The following is an 18,309-nucleotide window of genomic DNA, read 5'->3' as shown; positions in this document are numbered from 1 at the left end:
ACGATCCATCTCTGGTGGCGGCAGGGTTTCCACGGCCTTAACCGTGCTGTGGCGCAAGGTCGCAGGCGGAGGCGTCAAACCCTGACGGCGACAGCCTTCCGCCGCGCCGCTCTTATCCAAGATTGCAGGTTCAAAGGCCTTGAGCGCCCCCACAGGCGGAGGCGCTCTACCTGAGGCGGCGCATCGCCGCGCCGCGAAAAATTTTTGCGGCTAGTGTGCCTCGTCCCAGTTGGCGGCGGCCCGGGCCTCGACCGTCAGCGGCACGGAAATGGCCACGGCCGGCTCGGCCGCGCCCTGCATGATCTCGCGGGCGACCTTGATCGTGGCCTCGGCCTCGGCCTCCGGCGCCTCGAACACCAGTTCGTCGTGCACCTGCAGCAGCATCTTGCTCGACAGCCCCGCCGCCTTCAGCGCGCCGGGCATGCGGATCATGGCCCGGCGCATGACGTCGGCCGCCGCACCCTGGATCGGGGCGTTGATCGCCGCCCGCTCGGCGAACTGCCGGTGGGCCACCGACTTGCCGCCGATGTCGGGGATGTTGATCTTCCGCCCGAAGATGGTGGTGACGTAGCCGTGCTCGCGCACGAACGCCTTGGTCGCCTCCATATAGGCCTGGATGCCGGGGAAGCGTTCGAAATAGGTCTTGATATAGGCCCCGGCCTCGCCCTGCGGGATCGACAGCTGGTTGGCCAGGCCGAAGGCCGAGATGCCGTAGACGATGCCGAAATTGATCGCCTTGGCCCGACGGCGGACCTCGCTGGGCATGCCCTCGATCGGCACGCCGAACATTTCCGACGCCGTCATGGCGTGGATGTCGAGGCCCTCCTGGAAGGCCTTCTTCAGTTGCGGGATGTCGCCGATGTGGGCCAGCAGGCGCAGCTCGATCTGGCTGTAGTCGGCGCTGATCAGCACCTTGCCCGGCGCGGCCACGAAGGCCTTGCGGATCTTGCGGCCCTCCTCGGTGCGGATCGGGATGTTCTGCAGGTTGGGGTCGGACGACGACAGGCGGCCGGTGGTGGTCGCGGCCAGGGCGTAGGAGGTGTGCACCCGGTTGCCCCCGCCCGGCGCGATGGCCGCGATCAGGTTTTCGGTATAGGTGCCCTTCAGCTTCGACAGCTGGCGCCAGTCCAGCAGCACGCGCGGCAGCTCGTGCTCGTTGGCCAAGGCTTCCAGCACGTCGCTGTCGGTCGACCACTGGCCGGTGGCGGTCTTCTTGCCGCCCTTCAGTTGCATTTCGCCGAACAGCACGTCGCCGATCTGCTTGGGGCTGCCCAGGTTGAACGGACGGCCGACCAGTTCCTGGGCCCGGGCCTCGAACTCGGCCATCCGCATCGAGAACTCGTTGGACAGCCGGCGAAGGGTCTCGGGGTCGACGCGGACGCCTTCGTTCTCCATCGCCGCCAGCACCGCCGGCAGCGGGCGCTCCAGGGTCTCGTACACCGTCAGCAGGCCTTCGCGCGCCAGCCGCGGCTTCAGCGCCTCGTAGAGCCGCAGGGTGACGTCGGCGTCCTCGGCGGCGTAGGCGGTGGCCTCGGCCAGGCCCACGTGCTTGAAGCTGATCTGGCCCTTGCCCGAGCCGGCGACCTGCTTGAACGGAATGGGCTTGTGGCCCAGCCACAGTTCCGACAGCTCGTCCATGCCGTGGCCGTGCAGGCCCGCTTCCAGCACGTAGCTGATCAGCATGGTGTCCTCGATCGGCCCCACTTCGATCCCGTGGCGGGCCAGGACGGCGATGTCGTACTTGGCGTTTTGGGCCACCTTCAGCACCGCCGGATCCTCCAGCAGCGGCTTGAGGGCGGCGATGGCCTCGTCCAGCGGGATCTGCACTAGGTCGGCCGCGGCCTCCAGGGCCAGGCCGTCCTTCTCGCAGTGGCCGACCGGGATGTAGCAGGCCTCGCCCGGCGCGATGGCCAGCGACACGCCGCACAGGCCGGCGGTGGCCGACGACAGAGCGTCGGTCTCGGTGTCGAAGGCGACAACCCCCTTGGCCGTGGCCTTGGCGATCCAGGCGTTCAGGGTCTCGATGTCCTGGATGCGGACATAGGCGGCGTGGTCTACGCTGGCCGGCTGGGCGACCGGATTGGCGGCGGCGCGGGCCGCCGCGCCCATGTAGGACACGCCCAGAACCGGCGCGGTCGGCGCGCTGGACGGGCGGTCCAGGGTGCGCGGCGCGGCCGAGGCGTTGCCGTCGCCGACCCGGCGGGCCAGGGACCGGAACTCCATCATCTCCAGGAAATCGGCCAGCACCTGCTTGTCCGGCTCGCGCACCACCAGATCGTCGATCGGCTCGGGCAGCGGGGTGTCGCAGTCCAGCTGGACCAGCTGGCGCGACAGGCGGATCTGGTCGGCGAATTCGGTCAGGGTCTCGCGGCGCTTGGGCTGCTTGATTTCGCCGGCCCGCGCCAGCAGCGTATCCAGGTCGCCGTATTCGTTGATCAGCTGGGCGGCGGTCTTGATCCCGATGCCGGGCGCGCCGGGCACGTTGTCGACGCTGTCGCCGCACAGCGACTGCACGTCGACCACCCGCTCGGGATAGACGCCGAACTTCTCGAACACCTGCTCACGGTCGATGCGCACGCCCTTCATCGGGTCGAACATCGACACGCCCTCGCCGACCAGCTGCATCAGGTCCTTGTCGGACGAGACGATCACCGCCTCGCCGCCCATGTCGCGGACCTTGCAGGCGTAGGCGGCGATCAGGTCGTCGGCCTCGTAGCCGGGCAGCTCGATGGCCGGGACGCCGAAGGCCCGGGTGGCCTCGCGCACCAGGGGGAACTGCGGGATCAGGTCCTCGGGCGGCGGCGGCCGGTGAGCCTTGTACTGGTCGTAGAGCGCGTTGCGGAACGTCTTCTCGGAATGGTCCCAGATCACCGCCAGGTGGGTGGGCGCGTCGCCCTGCATGTCGCGCATCAGCTTCCACAGCATGTTGCAGAAGCCCTGGACGGCGCCGACCGGCAGGCCGTCGCTCTTGCGGGTCAGCGGCGGCAGGGCGTGGTAGGCGCGGAACAGGTAGGCCGAGCCGTCGACCAGAAACAGCCGCACGGCGGGGCCGTCCTGGGTCAGGGGACGGTCTGCTTCCTGAGCAGCGGCGGAATCGGGCGCGAGCGTGTCGGTCATGGCCGGCAAGATAGGCGGTCGCGGGCGAGGCGGAAACACCCCCTTTCGCCCTGAGCGCCACCCCCTAGCCGAACCGGGCGTTCAGGTTGGGCAGGTCCTTGCCGAACGCCGCGTAGCCGGCGGTGTCGCCGTCGGCCAGGTAGGCGCGAGTGCCCGTCAGCATCGCGCCATAGGCCGCGTTGAACGGACCGGTGGCCGAGCTCAGCCGGCGCACGCCCAGCTGCGCCAGGCGCTGGGCCGAGGGCATGCCGGGACGGCCCATGGCGTTGAGCGGCAGGGCGATCCCGGCGGCGAGCTGCGCCAGCAGGTCCTCCTCGATCGGCAGCGGCACGAAGATCCCGCTGGCCCCGGCCTGCGCGTACAGCGCCGCGCGGCGCAGGGTCTCGGCCAAAGCCGCCTCGCCCTGGGCCAGCCCGGCCAGATAGACGTCGGTGCGGGCGTTGATGAACAGGTTCACGCCCGCCTGGCCGGCGGCGGCGCGGACGGTCTCGATCTTGCGCGCGTGCAGGTCCGGGTCGCGGCGGCCGTCCTCGAAATTGATCCCCACGGCCCCCGCCCCGACCACCGCCCTGACGGTCTCGGCCAGGGTCGGCAAGTCGTCGGTGTAGCCGCCCTCGATGTCGGCGGTGACCGGAACCGACACCACCCGGGCGATGCCGGCGACGGTGTCGACGACGGCCGCCACGGGAACGGCGTCGCCGTCGGCATAGCCCCGCGCCCAGGCCACGGCGGCGCTGGAGGTGGCCACGGCCTTGGCCCCCGCGTCCTCCATCAGGGCGGCGCTGGCCGCGTCCCAGGCGTTGGGCAGGACCAGCACGTCGGGCCCGGCGTGCAGGGCGTGGAAGCGGTCGGCGGTCGTGGTCATGGAAACGGCTCCGAAGGATCAGGCGTGCGGACTATCGGGCAATCCCGCCCCGGCCGTCTCGCGGAAATCGGACCTGGATGACCCGCTGCTGACACATCCGGGCCGACGGCGCCCGCGAGAGCGGCGATCTGTCAATTGCGGCGAACGCGTCGTATTGCCGCCTTGGCGAGGTCAATTGCCTGCCCTAGAGGCAGGAGGTTCGCCTCGGCCGCAAAAACGGGAACCTCCTCCTTTCCCGGGCTTTGGTTCGGACGACCCGAAACACAGGAAGACCTCGGCCCATGGTTTCATGGAAGAAGATCCGCGTCGGTGCGGCGCTCGTCGCCGCCACCCTGACCACCGCCGCCGTCATGGCCGTGGCCCCCGTGCACCACGTCGCGCGCCCTGCCGGCCCGACCAGCGAGCCGGTGAAGCTGACTCCTCCCCTGATGCCCGCCGAAGCCGGCAAACCCCTGCCTAAAACCGTCCTGGCCTAGATTTTTGGCGGCTTTGGGCGCTATGGAGCGCCCATGCCGTTCACCGCCACCGTCCTGACCATGTTCCCCGAGGCCTTTCCCGGCCCGCTCGGCGTCTCGCTGATCGGCACGGCATGGAAGGAGCAGGACCTGTGGCGATTGGAAACGCTGGACATTCGGGGGTTTTCCAAGGATAAGCGCGGCTTCCTCGACGACACCCCCGCGGGTGGCGGCGTGGGAGCGGTATTGAAAGCGGACGTCATCGCCGCCGCGCTGGACAGCGTGGAGGTCGGTGGGCGGCCGCTTTTGTACATGAGCGCCCGGGGTCGGCCCCTGACCCAGGCGCGCGTCAAGGAATGGGCCAAGGCGCCGGGCGTCGTCGTCCTGTGCGGCCGTTTCGAGGGGGTGGACCAGCGGGTGCTCGACGCCCGGGGGTTCGAGGAGGTCTCGGTCGGAGACGCGGTTCTCGCCGGTGGCGAGGCGGCGGCGATGGTCGTGATCGAGGCGTGCGTTCGATTGGCTCCAGGGGTTCTGGGCAATTTCGAGAGCACTCAGGAAGAAAGCTTCGAGGACGGTCTCCTCGAGCATCCGCAGTACACCAGGCCGCGGACGTTCGAAGGGCTCGACATCCCCGAGGTGCTGCTGTCGGGCGACCACAAGAAGGTGGCCCAGTGGCGGACCAGTATGCGTGAAGAAACCACCCGCGAGCGGCGTCCAGACCTCTGGGAAGCGCATCTCGCCAATCAACAGGCAAAAGGCGGCCCGAAAAAAACGGGTAAGCCCAAAGGAGACTAGAATTATGGCTGCCAACATCATCAAGGAACTCGAGCGCGAAGAAGCCCAGCGTCTGCTGGCCGCCCGCGCCATTCCCGAGTTCGAGCCGGGCGACACCCTGCGCGTCAACGTCCGCATCAAGGAAGGCGAGCGCGAGCGCGTCCAGGCCTATGAGGGCGTCTGCATCGCCCGTTCGGGCGGCGGCGTGCACGAGAGCTTCACCGTCCGCAAGATCTCGTTCGGCGAAGGCGTGGAGCGTCTGTTCCCGCTGCTGTCGCCGAGCATCGAAAGCATCGAAGTCAAGCGTCGCGGCGTCGTCCGTCGCGCCAAGCTGTACTACCTGCGCGACCGTCGCGGTAAGTCGGCCCGCATCGCCGAGCGCTCGAACGTCCGCAAGACCGACGCCGAATAAGGCGCGCGACCTGCGAAGGATCGAGGCCCCGGCGGAGACGCCGGGGCCTTTTTCTTAAGGGTTTCAATGGCCAAGCTCACAGACGAGCGCACGAACATATTGACAAAACGACGTTCCTTGGTGTTTTGTGAGCGCACCCCCACCGCATCTGCGACGGGCTTATAGACCGCCCCCTTGCTAGGGAGTGGCCCTCTTCAGAAACGGCGTCATGGCCACTGAAGGAAATGCGATATGAGGGCGCGCCACAGAGCGCGCCCTCTTTGCGTTCCGGGAACACGCCCTTGCGGCCCGCCCCCTCTCCGGATCCGCTCCCGAGGCAAGAAACTGCGTCAGAACGTCCGCGCGTGACGCCCGTGGGGCAGGATTGATCGCCACACCGGCCGGTGAACGTGAATTTTCGGCGTTTCCTCGCTTTACGCGCCCCGTCTCAGGGCCTAGATGCGCGGGTATCATGACCCGCGCACGCAAGACCCTCTACGACAAGATCTGGGACGCCCACGTCGTCAGCGAAACCAACGGCGAAGCGATCCTCTATATCGACCTGCACCTGATCCACGAGGTCACCACCCCGCAGGCCTTCGCCGGGCTTCGCGCGGCCGGGCGCAAGGTGCGCCGGCCCGACCGCACCCTGGCCGTGGCCGACCACAACATCCCGACCGAGGGCCAAGCCCTGGGCGTCGACGCCGTGGCCGACGACGAGGCGCGCCTGCAGCTGAAGACCCTGGCCCGCAACGTCCAGGACAACGGCATCGAATTCTTCCCGATGGGCGACATCCGCAACGGCATCGTCCACGTGGTCGGTCCCGAGCAGGGCCGCACCCAGCCGGGCATGACCATCGTCTGCGGCGACAGCCACACCTCGACCCACGGCGCCTTCGGGGCCCTGGCCCACGGCATCGGCACCTCCGAGGTCGAGCACGTCCTGGCCACCCAGACCCTGCGCCAGGAGAAGGCCAGGAACATGCTGGTCCGCGTCGACGGCCAGCTGGGTCCCGGCGTCACCGCCAAGGACGTCGCCCTGGCCGTGATCGGCGAGATCGGCACGGCCGGCGGCACCGGCTATGTCATCGAGTTCGCCGGCCAGGTGGTCCGCGACCTGTCGATGGAAGGCCGCATGACCCTGTGCAACCTGACCATCGAGGGCGGCGCCAAGGCCGGCCTGGTCGCGCCGGACGACAAGACCTTCGCCTATATCCAGGGCAAGCCGTCGGCGCCGAAGGGCGCGGCCTGGGACATGGCCTTGTCGTACTGGAAGAGCTTCGTCAGCGACGAAGACGCCCATTTCGACCGCACCGTGGTGATCGACGGCTCGGCCCTGGTCCCGATGGTCACCTGGGGCACCTCGCCCGAGGACGTCATTCCGGTGACCGGCAACGTTCCCGACCCGGAAAGCTTCGCCACCCCGGACAAGCGCGCCGCGGCCCACAGGGCGCTGGACTATATGGGCCTGACCGCCGGCCAGCCGATCTCGGAAGCCCGCATCGACCGGGTGTTCATCGGCTCGTGCACCAACAGCCGGATCGAGGACATGCGCGCCGCCGCCGCCGTGGTGCAGGAAGCCTTCCTGCACGGCCGGCTGGTCGCCGACCACGTCAAGGCCATGGTCGTGCCGGGCTCGGGCTTGGTGAAGGAGCAGGCCGAGGCCGAGGGGCTGGACGCCATCTTCAAGGCCGCCGGCTTCGACTGGCGCGAGCCGGGCTGCTCGATGTGCCTGGCCATGAACCCCGACAAGCTGGCCCCGCACGAGCGCTGCGCCTCGACCAGCAACCGCAACTTCGAAGGCCGTCAGGGCCGCGCCGGCCGCACCCACCTGGTCTCGCCGGCCATGGCGGCGGCGGCGGCGATCGCCGGCCACCTGGTGGACGTGCGCACGTGGCTGTCGTGATCCTCGCCGCCCTGGCCGCGACCGCGACCTACGCCGCGCCGCTGGACCTGCCCAGGACCGCCAAGGTCGAGATGGTGGTGGTCAAGACGCGCGAGGACGTCCGCGCCGGCAAGACCATGCGCAACAGCGCCGAGACCCGCTACGACAAGACCATCGAAGCCAAGGGCGAGGGCTATCGCGTCACCCTCAAGCCGACCGCCACCAAGCTGCCGATCAGCGGTCCCGAGGCCGCCAAGGTCGAGGCGGCGCTCGGCGGGTTGATGAACCGGACCATGGTCTACGTCGCCGACGAAAGCCTGGCGCCTTCGTCCATCGAGGACTGGCCCGGGCTGGTGGCCGAGATCCGCAAGTCGATGACGACCCTGGCCAGCGGCGACAAGGATGTCGCCAAGAACCTGGACGCCGCGATCTCGATGTTCGCCAACATGAGCCCGGAACAGGCGGCCGGCCTGTTGCTGAAGGAAGACGGCTTCCTGTCGATCCCGATCAATGTCGAGCTCGAACCGGGCAAGCCGGCGACTGCCGAAGACCTGATGCCTAGCCCGCTGGGCGGCTCGCCGATCAAGACCAGGACCGCGCTGGTCGTCCAGAAGGTCGACACCGCCCGCGGCGTCGCCACCCTGCGCTGGACCCAGACCCTGGACCCTGAATCGCTGCGCGCCAGCATGGCCCAGATGGTCCAGGCCATGATGGCGCGCATGGGCCCCGAGGCGAACAAACCCGAGGCCAAGACGATGTTCGAGAAGATGAGCTTCGACCACACCTCGGCCTGCGACTACGAGGTCGACATCAAGAGCGGCCTGACGACCAAGGCCGACTGCGAAGCCAAGATCAAGCTCACCGACCCGGCCACCGGTGAAACCGGCGGCCGCAACGAATACTGGGCCATCACCCAGACCCTGAAGAACTAGGAGGCGAGGCCATGCAAGCCTTCACCCGTCTGGACGGCCGCGCGGCGCCGCTGTCGCTGGCCAATATCGACACCGACCAGATCATCCCCAAGCAGTTCCTAAAGACCGTCGAGCGCGAGGGCCTGGCCAAGGGCCTGTTCTACGACTTCCGCTTCGACGGCGACGGGAACGAGATCGCCGACTTCGTGCTGAACCGCCCGGAGTACAAGGGCTCGTCCGTGCTGATCGCCGGCGACAACTTCGGCTGCGGGTCGTCGCGCGAGCACGCCCCGTGGGCGCTGATGGACTTCGGGATCCTGTGCGTGATCTCGACCAGCTTCGCCGACATCTTCAACAACAACTGCTTCAACAACGGCCTGTTGCCCGTGGTCCTGAAGCCCGAGGAAGTCGCCCAGCTGATGGACGAGGCCAAGGGCGGCAACCACATGGTCAGCGTCGACCTGGAAGCCCAGACCGTCATCTCGCCCTCGGGCAAGAGCTTCCATTTCGACATCGACCCGGTCCGCAAGGACAAGATGCTCAAGGGCCTGGACGCCATCGGCGAGACCCTGATGCATAGCGCCGACATCGACCTCTACGAAAGCAAGCGGGCGCTGGACCGGCCCTGGCTGGAAGGTTGATGACCGTCATCCTCGCCGGCACGATCCGCGTCGCCCCCGAGCGCCTGGCCGACCTGCGCCCGCACCTCCGCGCCCAGGTCGAGGGCAGCCGGGCCGAGCCGGGCTGTCTGGACTATGCGCTGAGCGAGGATCCGCTCGATCCCGGCCTGATCCGGGTCTATGAGCACTTCGTCGACGAGGACGCCCTGGCCTTCCACCGCGCCAGTCCGCACATGGCCGCCTGGCGGCTGCGCTGCGCCGAACTGGGCGTCCACGATCGCCGCATGGCGTCCTTCGACGTCTCCGACTACCGCACCATCTAAGAGAGCCTTCCGATGCCCACGCTTCTGCTCCTGCCCGGCGACGGGATCGGCCCCGAGGTCTGCGCCCAGGTGCGCCGGGTCGCCGAGGTCCTGACCCCCGACCTGAACGTCGAGGAGCGGATCTATGGCGGCGCCAGCTACGACGCCCATGGCGCGCCGCTGACCGACGAGGTCCGCGACGCCGCCCTGGCCAGCGACGCGGTGCTGATGGGCGCCGTCGGCGGCCCGCAGTGGGCCAACGCCCCGCGCCACCTGCGCCCCGAAGCCGGCCTGCTGAACCTGCGCAAGGCGATGGACGTCTACGCCAACCTGCGCCCGGCCTACTGCTTCGAAGCCCTGGCCGACGCCTCCAGCCTCAAGCGCGAGCTGGTCTCGGGCCTGGACATCATGTTCGTCCGCGAACTGACGGGCGGCGTCTATTTCGGCCAGCCGCGCGGCATCGAGGACCTGGGCGGCGGGCAAAAACGCGGCGTCGACACCCAGGTCTACACCACCGGCGAGATCGAGCGCGTGGCCCGGGTGGCCTTCGAGCTGGCCCGCGGCCGCGGCAACCGCGTGGCCTCGGCCGAGAAGTCCAACGTCATGGAAAGCGGCCTGCTGTGGAAGCAGGTCGTCACCGACCTGCACGCCCGCGACTACGCCGACGTCCAGCTGGAGCACATCCTGGCCGACAACTGCGCCATGCAACTGGTCCGCGCGCCCAAGCAGTTCGACGTCATCGTCACCGACAATCTGTTCGGTGACATCCTGTCGGACGCCGCGGCCATGCTGACCGGCTCGCTGGGCATGCTGCCCTCGGCGGCGCTGGGCGCGGCGGGCAAGCCGGGCCTCTACGAGCCCATCCACGGCTCGGCCCCCGACATCGCCGGCAAGGGCGTGGCCAATCCGCTGGCCGCCATCCTGTCGTTCGAGATGGCCCTGCGCTGGTCGCTGAACCGCGCCGACGCCGCCGACACCCTGCTGGCCGCGGTCAAGGCGGCGCTGGACGCCGGGGCCCGCACCCGCGACCTGGGCGGGGATCTATCGACGGTTAAGATGGGCGACGCGGTATTGTCGCACCTAGGACGTTGAAATACTGACGTTATCTTGACGGATTCCGCAACGTAACCTTAACGCTTCCCGGCGAAATCCTGCCCGTCGTTTTCAACAGCGGCGCGCGGGGCGAGCGATGCGGTTCCAAGACCTGAAAATCTCCACGAAGCTCGGGATCGCGTTCAGCGCGCTGATCCTGGCCTTCGTGGTCTCGTCCAGCGTCGTCTTCGCCAGCCTGCAAAGCATCGACAAGGCCTCGACCTCCAGTCAGCGCAGCCTCGTCCTGGCCGGCCAGGCCGAGACCATGATGGGCCTGATCCTGGAGCAGCAGAACGCCCTGCGGGGCTACGCCCTCACCGACGATCCGGCGTTCGCCGAAGTCTACCGGCACAACGCCGCCGAGTTCGACAAGGCGCTGGACGCCTTCGAGGCCAAGACCACCCAGGCCGCCCAGAAGGACCGCATCCAGCGCATGCGGGCCGCCATGGCCGACTGGCGGCGCGACATCGCCGAGCCGGCCCTGGCGGCGATGAAGGACCCGGTCGCCGGCAAGACCCAGGCCGGCGCGCTGGCCGGCAGAAAGAGCATGGACGAGCTGCGCGCCATGCAGGACGACCTGTCGAGCGCCGCCCTCGAGCGCGTGGCCATCCGCACCAAGGAGCAGAAGGTCGCCATGACGCTGGCGACCCGGTCGCTGGTGATCGGCGGTCTGGCCGCCCTGGCCATCGCCGGCCTGATGGGCTGGCTGCTGTCGAGCACGATCGGCGCCCCGGTGTCGCGGATGACCGCCGTCATGCGCCGCCTGGCCTCGGGCGACAACGACGCCGAGGTCCCGGCGATCGGCCGCAAGGACGAGGTCGGCCTGATGGCCGACGCCCTGCTCAGCTTCAAGGACGCCGCCGTGGTCAAGGCGCGGTTGGAAGGCGAGACCGTCGAGCAGCGCCGCCTGACCGAGGCCGAGCGCGCCCAGCGCGAAGCCGAGAAGGCCGCCGAGGCTCAAGCCGACGCCGTCGCGATCGGCGCCCTGGCGCAGGCGCTCGACCGCCTGGCCGATGGCGACCTGACTCACCGCATCAGCATCGACTTCGCCCCCAAGGCCGCGCAGCTGAAGTCCGACTTCAACACCGCCGCCGACCGCCTGCAGGACGCGCTGCGCGGCATCAACGGCGCGACCGACGGCATCCGTTCCGGCTCGGAAGAAATCGCCAGCGCCTCGGACGACCTGTCGCGCCGCACCGAGCAGCAGGCCGCCAGCCTGGAAGAGACCGCCGCCGCCCTCGACCAGATCACCGCCACCGTGCGCAAGACCGCCGCCGGCGCCAACGAGGTTTCCGGCCTGGTCGCCAACGCCCGGACCGGCGCCGAAAAGTCCGGCCAGATCGTCAGCCAGGCCGTCAGCGCCATGACCGAGATCGAGACCTCTTCGCAGCAGGTGGCGCAGATCATCGGGGTGATCGACGAGATCGCCTTCCAGACCAATTTGCTGGCCTTGAACGCGGGCGTCGAGGCGGCCCGGGCCGGCGACGCGGGTCGCGGCTTCGCGGTCGTGGCCCAGGAGGTGCGGGCCCTGGCCCAGCGCTCGGCCGACGCCGCCAAAGAAATCAAGGGTCTGATCTCGACCTCGACCGCCCAGGTCGGAACCGGCGTCAGCCTGGTCGGCCAGACCGGCCAGGCCCTGCAGGCCATCGTCGACCAGGTCGCGTCGATCGACAGCCTGGTCAAGGAGATCGCCGCCTCGGCCCAGGAACAGGCGACCGGCCTGCACCAGGTCAACAGCGCCGTGAACCAGATGGACCAGGTCGTCCAGCAGAACGCCGCCATGGTCGAGGAAGCCACCGCCGCGACCCACTCGCTGAAGGGCGAAGCCAGCGAACTGGCCGCCCTGGTCGGCCGCTTCAAGGTCGGCGGCGAGGCCTCGCGCCCCGTCGCGGCCACGCCCGCCGCGCGCCCGGTCGCCAGCCCGGCGCGCGCGGCCCAGACCCGGGTCGCCGCCGCCTTCAATGGCAACGCCGCAGTCGCCGTGGACGGCTGGGAAGAGTTCTAGGCGCGAGGGGGCCTACCCTTCCCCCGGCGACGCTCTAAGCTGCTCCCAAAACGACAAGGGAGGAGCGCCCATGATCCCGGGCCTGATGCAGACCACGCCGCTACTGGTCAGCGGCATCCTGCGTTACGCGGCCGACGCCCACGGCGGGCGCGAGGTCGTCTCCCGGCTGATCGACGAGCCTGTCTGGCGCTATGATTATGCGGGCCTGGCCCGCCGCGCGGCTCAGGCCGCCAACGCCCTGGCGCGGCTGGGCGTGACCTCCGGCGACCGGGTCACCTCCCTGGCCTGGAACACCCATCGGCACCTGGAGCTGTTCTACGCCGTGCCTGGCCTGGGCGCGGTGCTGCACACCGCCAATCCCCGGCTGTCGGACGACCAGATCGTCTTCACCATCAACCACGCGGCCAGCGGCGTCTTGCTGTTCGACCGCAATTTCGCCGAGCTGGTCGCCCGGCTGGCGCCGCGCCTGACCACGGTGAAGACCTTTGTCATGCTGTCGGACGCCGCGCGCGCTCGCGAGGCCGGGGTCGGGGCGATTTCGTACGAGACCCTGATCGCCGGCGAGGCCGGGACGATCGATTGGCCGACCCTGGACGAGAACGCCGGAGCCTTCCTCTGCTACACCTCGGGCACGACGGGCGATCCCAAGGGCGTGCTCTATTCGCATCGCGCCGTGGTGCTGCACGCCATGGCCGGCGGCCTGGCCAGCGCCTTCGGCCTGACCGCCTTCGACGTGGTCATGCCCTGCTCCAGCCTCTACCACGCCACCGCCTGGGGCCTGCCGTTCACCGCCCCGATCTGCGGCGCCAAGCTGGTGCTGCCGGCCGACAGGATGGACGGCGCCGCGCTGCACCAACTGATCCAGGGCGAAGGCGTGACCTTCACCGGCGGGGTGCCGACGATCTGGACGATGTACCTGGCGTTCCTGGAACAGACCGGCCAACGGCCGGACAGCCTCAAGAGGGTCGTGATCGGCGGCAGCGCCGTGCCGCGCGCCATGGCCGAGGCCTTCAAGACCCGGTACGGCGTCGACGTGCTGCAGATCTGGGGCATGACCGAGACCTGCCCGATCGGCGTGGTCGCCACCCCGACCCCGTCCCTGGCCGCGCTCGGCGAGGCGGCCCTGAACGACGCCATCTGGACCCGCCAGGGCCGGCTGCAGTTCGGCATAGAGCTGCGGGTCGAGACCGAGGACGGCGCCGAGGCTCCGCGCGACGGCCAGACCTCGGGCGCTCTGAAAGTGCGCGGCCCGTGGGTGGTCCGCCGCTACTACCGCCAGGAACACGATGTCGCCGACGCCGACGGCTGGTTCGACACCGGCGACATCGCCACCCTCGATCAGCATGGCTTCATGCGCATCACCGACCGCCAGAAGGACGTCATCAAGTCCGGTGGCGAATGGATCAGCTCGATCGACCTGGAGAACATCGCCGCCGGCTGTCCGGGCGTGAAGATCGCCGCCGTCGTGGGCGTGCCGCACCCCAAGTGGGAGGAGCGGCCGTTGCTGGTGATAGAGGCCCACGAGGGCGCCTCGGTGAGCAAGGCCGAGGTGCTGGACTATCTGGCGCCGCGGATCGTCAAATGGTGGACGCCCGACGACGTGGTGTTCGCTGCGATTCCGCTGACGGCGACGGGCAAGATCGACAAGAAGGTGCTGCGCGAAGCCTGGCGCGGCCATCTGATGGGCTGAGCCGTCCTGGACCAAAGATCAGTTGCAGGGGAAAAATAGCTTCCCTAGGTTGCGCATATTACCCTCCGGAGTACGCGTCGATGCTGTCGGTGTTTCGTCGTCCCAAGGTCCTCCTCGCGACCATGGCGCTTCTGGCGATCGGCGCCCCGGCCCTCGCCGCGCCGAAGGACTTCTCCAAGGAGATCGCCGAGGTCGGCCAATTGGCGCGGCTGGACGGCCAGCCGGTCCTGGCCAGCGAGTTCGAGTCGCCGCTCAATCCGATGTTCGACTTCACCGGCGTGGACAACGGCCGCCAGGGCCGCGCCCTGATCATGCAGCGCGCCCTCAACGGCTTCCGCGCCAAGGCCCTGAACACCCTGGCGCCGAAGATGCTGGCCGACTGCCCGGTCGAGGCCACCGCCGCGGATATCCAGGCCTTCTATCCCTATTGGCGCCGCCAGGTGGCGCTCGAGCAGAAGCGCCTTGCCGACATGGACGTCGAGGACATGGTCGAGCCGCCGGCCTCGCCGTTCAAGGGCATGACCCTGCTGCCGAACGCCCCGCTGACCGAGCTGGCCCAGGTCAGCGCGCGGACGGCCGACGCCGAGCCCCTGGCCGCCGAGGCCGTGCGGCAATGGAAGACCTATCACTGCGTCCAGGCGGCCTATGGCGGCGACGCCTTCTTCACCATCGCCGTCGACCGCGACGGCATGAACTGGCCGGTGGGTCCGGTGCTGACCGGCAAGGCCGTGGGCGCCCGCGTCGTACGCGTGCCGGACACTGGCAATCTGGAGCCGATCACCGCCCTGGGACGCTTCTTCCGCGACGCCGAGAAACGCGGCCTTCTGACTTTCGACAACCCGCAATACCGCGCCTATTTCTTCGAGCGCTACGAAAGCGGGACCTACGACAGGATGAAGGAACCGGCGCGGGCCAAGACCTATCTGGAGCGCGCACCGTGGACGGTCGACGGCGCCTACGCCGTCGCCGGGACCTAAAGCCGCAGCCGCCACGTCTCCGAGATCAGCCCGTCGCCGAAGCCGTCATAGGGCCAGCTGTCCTCCAGCACGAAGCCGGCGCGCTCGTAGAGGCGGCGGGCGGGCAGCAGGTTGCTCTGGGTCCAGAGCACCACTTCGCGGTAGCGGGCGAGCCGCGCGAAGTTCACGCATTCGGCCACCAGCTTGTCGCCGACGCCCAGCCCGCGGGCCGAGGGCTCGACCAGCAGCAGGCGCAGGCGGCCGACCGTGTCGCTTTCGCGGGCCAGCAGGATCGAGCCGACGGGCCGGCCTCCATGGACATCATGATGCTCGGCGATCCAGCAAGCCTCGCGCGCCGGGTCGAAGCTTTTGATGAACTCGGCCACGACGCCGGCCACCAGCCCCTCGAACCGCACGTCCCAGCCCTCTTCCTCCGCATACAGAACGCCGTGCCGCTGGACGATCCAGCCATAGTCGCCCGGGCGGGGTCCGCGCAGGGTGATCATGCTTCCAGCAGAGCCTTCAGCCTGGCCAGGTCAGCGGCGACCATGCCTTGGTCGCGCTCGAACCGGGCGTCGTCCATGCCGGGGACCCGGAACAGGGTCAGAGTGACCTCGGCCCCGTCGCCATTGGGCACGACGCGCAAGGGAATGCTGATCTCGCTTCCGTCGGGCAGGGTCACCCAGTGGTCGAGCACGCCGTAGGGGTTCTCCGGCGAGAACCGCACGTCGACATCGCCGTCCGGCCCGTGGCCGATCCAGCGGTCGCCGTCGCGGGTCAGGCTCCCGCCGAGGCCGGCGGCCCACTTGGGGAAGCTCTCGGGCCGGCGAGCGAAGTCGTAGACTTGGTCGGCCGGGCGGGCGATCGACACGGTGATCGGACGCGCTTCGAACAGGGCCACGGCTCAAGTCTCCACAGTCATCTGCGTCTGGGTGACCACCGCCACCAGCTTGCCGCCTTCGCCTTGGATCCGGGTGGTCCAGACGCGGGAGCGACGGCCGACGTGCAAGGGCGTCGAGACGGCGCTGACCGTGGTCCCGGCCCGGGCGCCGCCGATGAAGTTGGTCTTGCTCTCCAGCGTGGTCGTGCGCGTCCCGGCCGGCGTGCTCAGAAAGGCGCCGACCGCGCCCAGGCTGTCGGCCAGGGCCATGGCCGCCCCGCCGTGGAGGATGCCGCCGGCCGTGCAGAGGTCGGGCCGGACGACCAGCCGTCCCTCGACCCGGTCGGCCGCCGCATGGGTGATCTCCAGCCCCATCAGTGCGGCGAAGGGCAGGACGGAGACGTCGAAGGCGTCGGACAAAGGTCGCTCCCTATCGCAACATGCCCCAGGTGATCATCGCCTGGCCGCCGAAATACAGGAACCACCCCGCCCAGGCCGTCAATCGGGGCGAGCCGGCCAGCCTGGTCCCCTTGAACAGGTCGAACGACAGGATCGCGTCGGAGGCCATGAAGGCCAGGGCGCCAACCGTGGCCGGCCAGCGCGGGCGCGGCAGCAGCAGGCTGGTCGACACCATGGTCACGATGGCCAGGACGTAGAGGACCACCGCCGGCTTCAGCGCGCCCAGCGACCGCCACAACCGCGCCAGCATCACGGCGGCGGCCAGCACGATCAGCGGCGCGACAGCCCAGAACGCCGTCCCGACGGACCCCCGCTCGCGCCAGAACAGCAGCCCGTAGACGACATGGCCGGCCAGGAAGGCGGCCAGGCCGAACGGCAGCCAGCGCTTGGGATCGCCGGCCAGGAAGGCGTCGCCGACCGCGCACAGGGCCAGGGCGATCGCCAGCCACGGCCCGCCGCCCTCCAGATAGGCCAGCCCGGCCAGGGCCCCGACGGCCATTGTCTTGACTAGGGTCCGCAGGACCGACGGCGGCCGCTGGACCAGAACCAGGCCGTACAGCGCCGCGCAGATCCCGGCCAAACCCCACAACAGGAGGTCAGTCATCCGCGCCCAGCTTGGCGAGGAAGGTCTTGGCCTCGTCCTTGTGGCGGGGCTTGAGATTCTTGCCGACGATGGCGATCAGAGCCGCGATGACGGCGGCGTCGTCGGTGAAGCCGATGGCCGGCAGCACGTCGGGGATCGCGTCGGTCGGCAGCACGAAATAGGCCAGGGCCGCCAGCATCATGCCCTTGGCGGCGGTCGGGGTGGTCGGATCCTTGGCGCACCACCACAGCGACAGGGCGTCGGCCGCGAACGGGACCTTGGACGCCACCTTGCGAATCTTCGGCCAGAAGCCGCGCGCCACCCGCTGCTCGTTGACCCGCACCGTGGCCGGCACGAGCGCCTTCTTCGGGTCCAGCACCTCGCGGGCGTTGGCCTCGGGGTTGACGTCAGGGGATGGTTTGGCGTCAGCGCTCATCGGGTTAAACCGCTCCTCAAGTTCCAATTAAACGCAAGCTCCGAGGAAACGTCCATGAAACTCGATAGCACCGTCGCCGCCGTCGTCACCGGAGGCGCCTCGGGCCTGGGTGAGGCCACCGCCCGCGCCCTGGCCGCCCAAGGCGTCAGAGTCGCCATCTTCGACATGAACGCGGCTAAGGGCGAAGAAGTCGCCCGGGAGATCGGCGGGGTGTTCTGCAAGGTCGACGTCACCTCGGACGAAGCCGTCGACGCCGGCTTCGCGAAGGCCCGCGCCGCTCACGGCCAGGAGCGGGTGCTGGTCAACTGCGCCGGGACCGGCAACGCCATCAAGACCGCCAGCCGCGACAAGGCCACCGGCGAGGCCCGGCACTTCCCGCTCGACGCCTTCAACATGATCATCCAGATCAACCTGGTCGGCACCTTCCGCTGCATCGCCAAGTCGGCCAAGGGCATGCTGGACCTGGAGCCGCTGGCGGACGGCGAGCGCGGCGCGATCGTCAACACCGCCAGCGTGGCGGGCGAGGACGGCCAGGTCGGCCAGGCCGCCTATTCGGCCAGCAAGGGCGGCGTCATCGGCATGACCCTGCCGATCGCCCGCGACCTGATGAACGACGGCGTCCGGGTCAACACCATCCTGCCGGGCATCTTCAACACCCCGCTGATGAACGGCGCGCCCGAGCACGTGAAGGCCGCCCTGGCCGCCTCGGTGCCGTTCCCCAAGCGCCTGGGCAATCCGGAGGAATACGCCCAGCTGGCGCTGACCATGATCACCTGCGGCTATTTCAACGGCGAGGACGTGCGCCTGGACGGCGGCATCCGCATGGCGCCGCGGTAAGGCGCCCAAACGGAAACCGCCGCGACCGGCCTTTCGGCTGATCGCGGCGGT

The 18,309-nt window shown here is 69.3% G+C and carries 19 protein-coding genes; 12 read left to right on the top strand and 7 right to left on the bottom strand.

Translation table 11 applies throughout. The features are described from left to right. Positions 1-210: 210 nt before the first annotated feature. Both polA and BM066_RS09750 read right to left on the bottom strand, forming a co-directional pair. Positions 211-3,117 carry a DNA polymerase I gene (gene polA, locus BM066_RS09755; protein ID WP_089926940.1) on the bottom strand — a complete coding sequence of 969 codons (2,907 nt, stop codon included), beginning with the start codon at positions 3,115-3,117 and terminating at the stop codon, positions 211-213. Positions 3,118-3,181: 64 nt separating this feature from the next. Beyond that, entirely contained in the window at positions 3,182-3,982 is an 801-nt protein-coding gene (locus BM066_RS09750) for an isocitrate lyase/PEP mutase family protein (protein ID WP_089926788.1), read from the bottom strand. A 281-nt stretch (positions 3,983-4,263) separates the two neighbouring features. Between BM066_RS09750 and BM066_RS09745 the strand changes: the two genes are divergently transcribed. From BM066_RS09745 to BM066_RS09695, 11 genes are all read left to right on the top strand, one after another. Then, positions 4,264-4,458, top strand: a complete 195-nt coding sequence (locus tag BM066_RS09745) for a hypothetical protein (RefSeq protein WP_089926785.1) — start codon at positions 4,264-4,266, stop codon at positions 4,456-4,458. Positions 4,459-4,491: 33 nt separating this feature from the next. Further along, positions 4,492-5,232, top strand: coding sequence for a tRNA (guanosine(37)-N1)-methyltransferase TrmD (gene trmD / locus BM066_RS09740; protein ID WP_089926781.1), 741 nt, complete (start codon positions 4,492-4,494; stop codon positions 5,230-5,232). 4 nt (positions 5,233-5,236) lie between these two features. Continuing rightward, a complete protein-coding gene (rplS, locus tag BM066_RS09735) occupies positions 5,237-5,623 on the top strand; it encodes a 50S ribosomal protein L19 (protein ID WP_089926777.1) in 387 nt (128 codons plus the stop codon). 451 nt (positions 5,624-6,074) lie between these two features. Continuing rightward, the gene (leuC, locus tag BM066_RS09730; protein ID WP_089926773.1) at positions 6,075-7,508 is read left to right on the top strand and encodes a 3-isopropylmalate dehydratase large subunit; all 1,434 of its coding nucleotides are present in this window, start codon (positions 6,075-6,077) and stop codon (positions 7,506-7,508) included. Beyond that, on the top strand, positions 7,496-8,419 hold the full coding sequence (locus BM066_RS09725) for a hypothetical protein (protein ID WP_089926770.1): 924 nt from the start codon (positions 7,496-7,498) through the stop codon (positions 8,417-8,419). Before leuC ends, BM066_RS09725 begins: the two co-directional genes overlap by 13 nt. 11 nt (positions 8,420-8,430) lie before the next feature. Beyond that, the gene (gene leuD, locus BM066_RS09720) at positions 8,431-9,039 is read left to right on the top strand and encodes a 3-isopropylmalate dehydratase small subunit (protein WP_089926766.1); all 609 of its coding nucleotides are present in this window, start codon (positions 8,431-8,433) and stop codon (positions 9,037-9,039) included. Further along, positions 9,039-9,341, top strand: a complete 303-nt coding sequence (locus BM066_RS09715; RefSeq protein WP_089926762.1) for a putative quinol monooxygenase — start codon at positions 9,039-9,041, stop codon at positions 9,339-9,341. Before leuD ends, BM066_RS09715 begins: the two co-directional genes overlap by 1 nt. A gap of 12 nt (positions 9,342-9,353) precedes the next feature. After that, complete coding sequence (leuB, locus tag BM066_RS09710) at positions 9,354-10,412, top strand: 3-isopropylmalate dehydrogenase (protein WP_089926759.1); 1,059 nt, start codon at positions 9,354-9,356, stop codon at positions 10,410-10,412. A gap of 97 nt (positions 10,413-10,509) precedes the next feature. Beyond that, positions 10,510-12,417, top strand: coding sequence for a methyl-accepting chemotaxis protein (locus BM066_RS09705; RefSeq protein ID WP_089926755.1), 1,908 nt, complete (start codon positions 10,510-10,512; stop codon positions 12,415-12,417). A 70-nt stretch (positions 12,418-12,487) separates the two neighbouring features. After that, on the top strand, positions 12,488-14,107 hold the full coding sequence (locus tag BM066_RS09700; RefSeq protein ID WP_089926752.1) for a long-chain fatty acid--CoA ligase: 1,620 nt from the start codon (positions 12,488-12,490) through the stop codon (positions 14,105-14,107). An 80-nt stretch (positions 14,108-14,187) separates the two neighbouring features. Beyond that, a complete protein-coding gene (locus BM066_RS09695) occupies positions 14,188-15,084 on the top strand; it encodes a hypothetical protein (RefSeq protein WP_089926749.1) in 897 nt (298 codons plus the stop codon). On the opposite strand, the gene BM066_RS09690 is transcribed toward BM066_RS09695, so the two are convergent. Genes BM066_RS09690 through BM066_RS09670 form a run of 5 tightly spaced genes read right to left on the bottom strand, consistent with a single transcriptional unit; the run spans position 15,081 to position 17,421 of the window. Beyond that, on the bottom strand, positions 15,081-15,569 hold the full coding sequence (locus BM066_RS09690; protein ID WP_089926746.1) for a GNAT family N-acetyltransferase: 489 nt from the start codon (positions 15,567-15,569) through the stop codon (positions 15,081-15,083). The two genes, BM066_RS09695 and BM066_RS09690, sit on opposite strands and share 4 nt — an antisense overlap. Next, entirely contained in the window at positions 15,566-15,964 is a 399-nt protein-coding gene (locus tag BM066_RS09685) for an SRPBCC family protein (protein WP_089926743.1), read from the bottom strand. The genes BM066_RS09690 and BM066_RS09685 overlap by 4 nt, the downstream gene beginning before the upstream one ends. 3 nt (positions 15,965-15,967) lie before the next feature. Then, complete coding sequence (locus BM066_RS09680) at positions 15,968-16,363, bottom strand: PaaI family thioesterase (protein WP_255367536.1); 396 nt, start codon at positions 16,361-16,363, stop codon at positions 15,968-15,970. 10 nt (positions 16,364-16,373) lie between these two features. Next, positions 16,374-17,006 carry a lysoplasmalogenase gene (locus tag BM066_RS09675; RefSeq protein ID WP_089926740.1) on the bottom strand — a complete coding sequence of 211 codons (633 nt, stop codon included), beginning with the start codon at positions 17,004-17,006 and terminating at the stop codon, positions 16,374-16,376. After that, positions 16,999-17,421, bottom strand: a complete 423-nt coding sequence (locus BM066_RS09670; RefSeq protein ID WP_089926737.1) for a YkvA family protein — start codon at positions 17,419-17,421, stop codon at positions 16,999-17,001. Before BM066_RS09670 ends, BM066_RS09675 begins: the two co-directional genes overlap by 8 nt. Before the next feature lie 54 nt (positions 17,422-17,475). Here BM066_RS09670 and BM066_RS09665 point away from each other — a divergent pair, with 54 nt between their 5' ends. After that, on the top strand, positions 17,476-18,258 hold the full coding sequence (locus tag BM066_RS09665; protein WP_089926734.1) for an SDR family NAD(P)-dependent oxidoreductase: 783 nt from the start codon (positions 17,476-17,478) through the stop codon (positions 18,256-18,258). The last annotated feature ends 51 nt before the right edge of the window (positions 18,259-18,309 follow it).

It is taken from the genome of Caulobacter sp. UNC279MFTsu5.1, from assembly GCF_900114015.1.
Taxonomy (GTDB): Bacteria; Pseudomonadota; Alphaproteobacteria; order Caulobacterales; family Caulobacteraceae; genus Caulobacter.
This window is presented reverse-complemented; position numbering and strand designations above follow the sequence as displayed.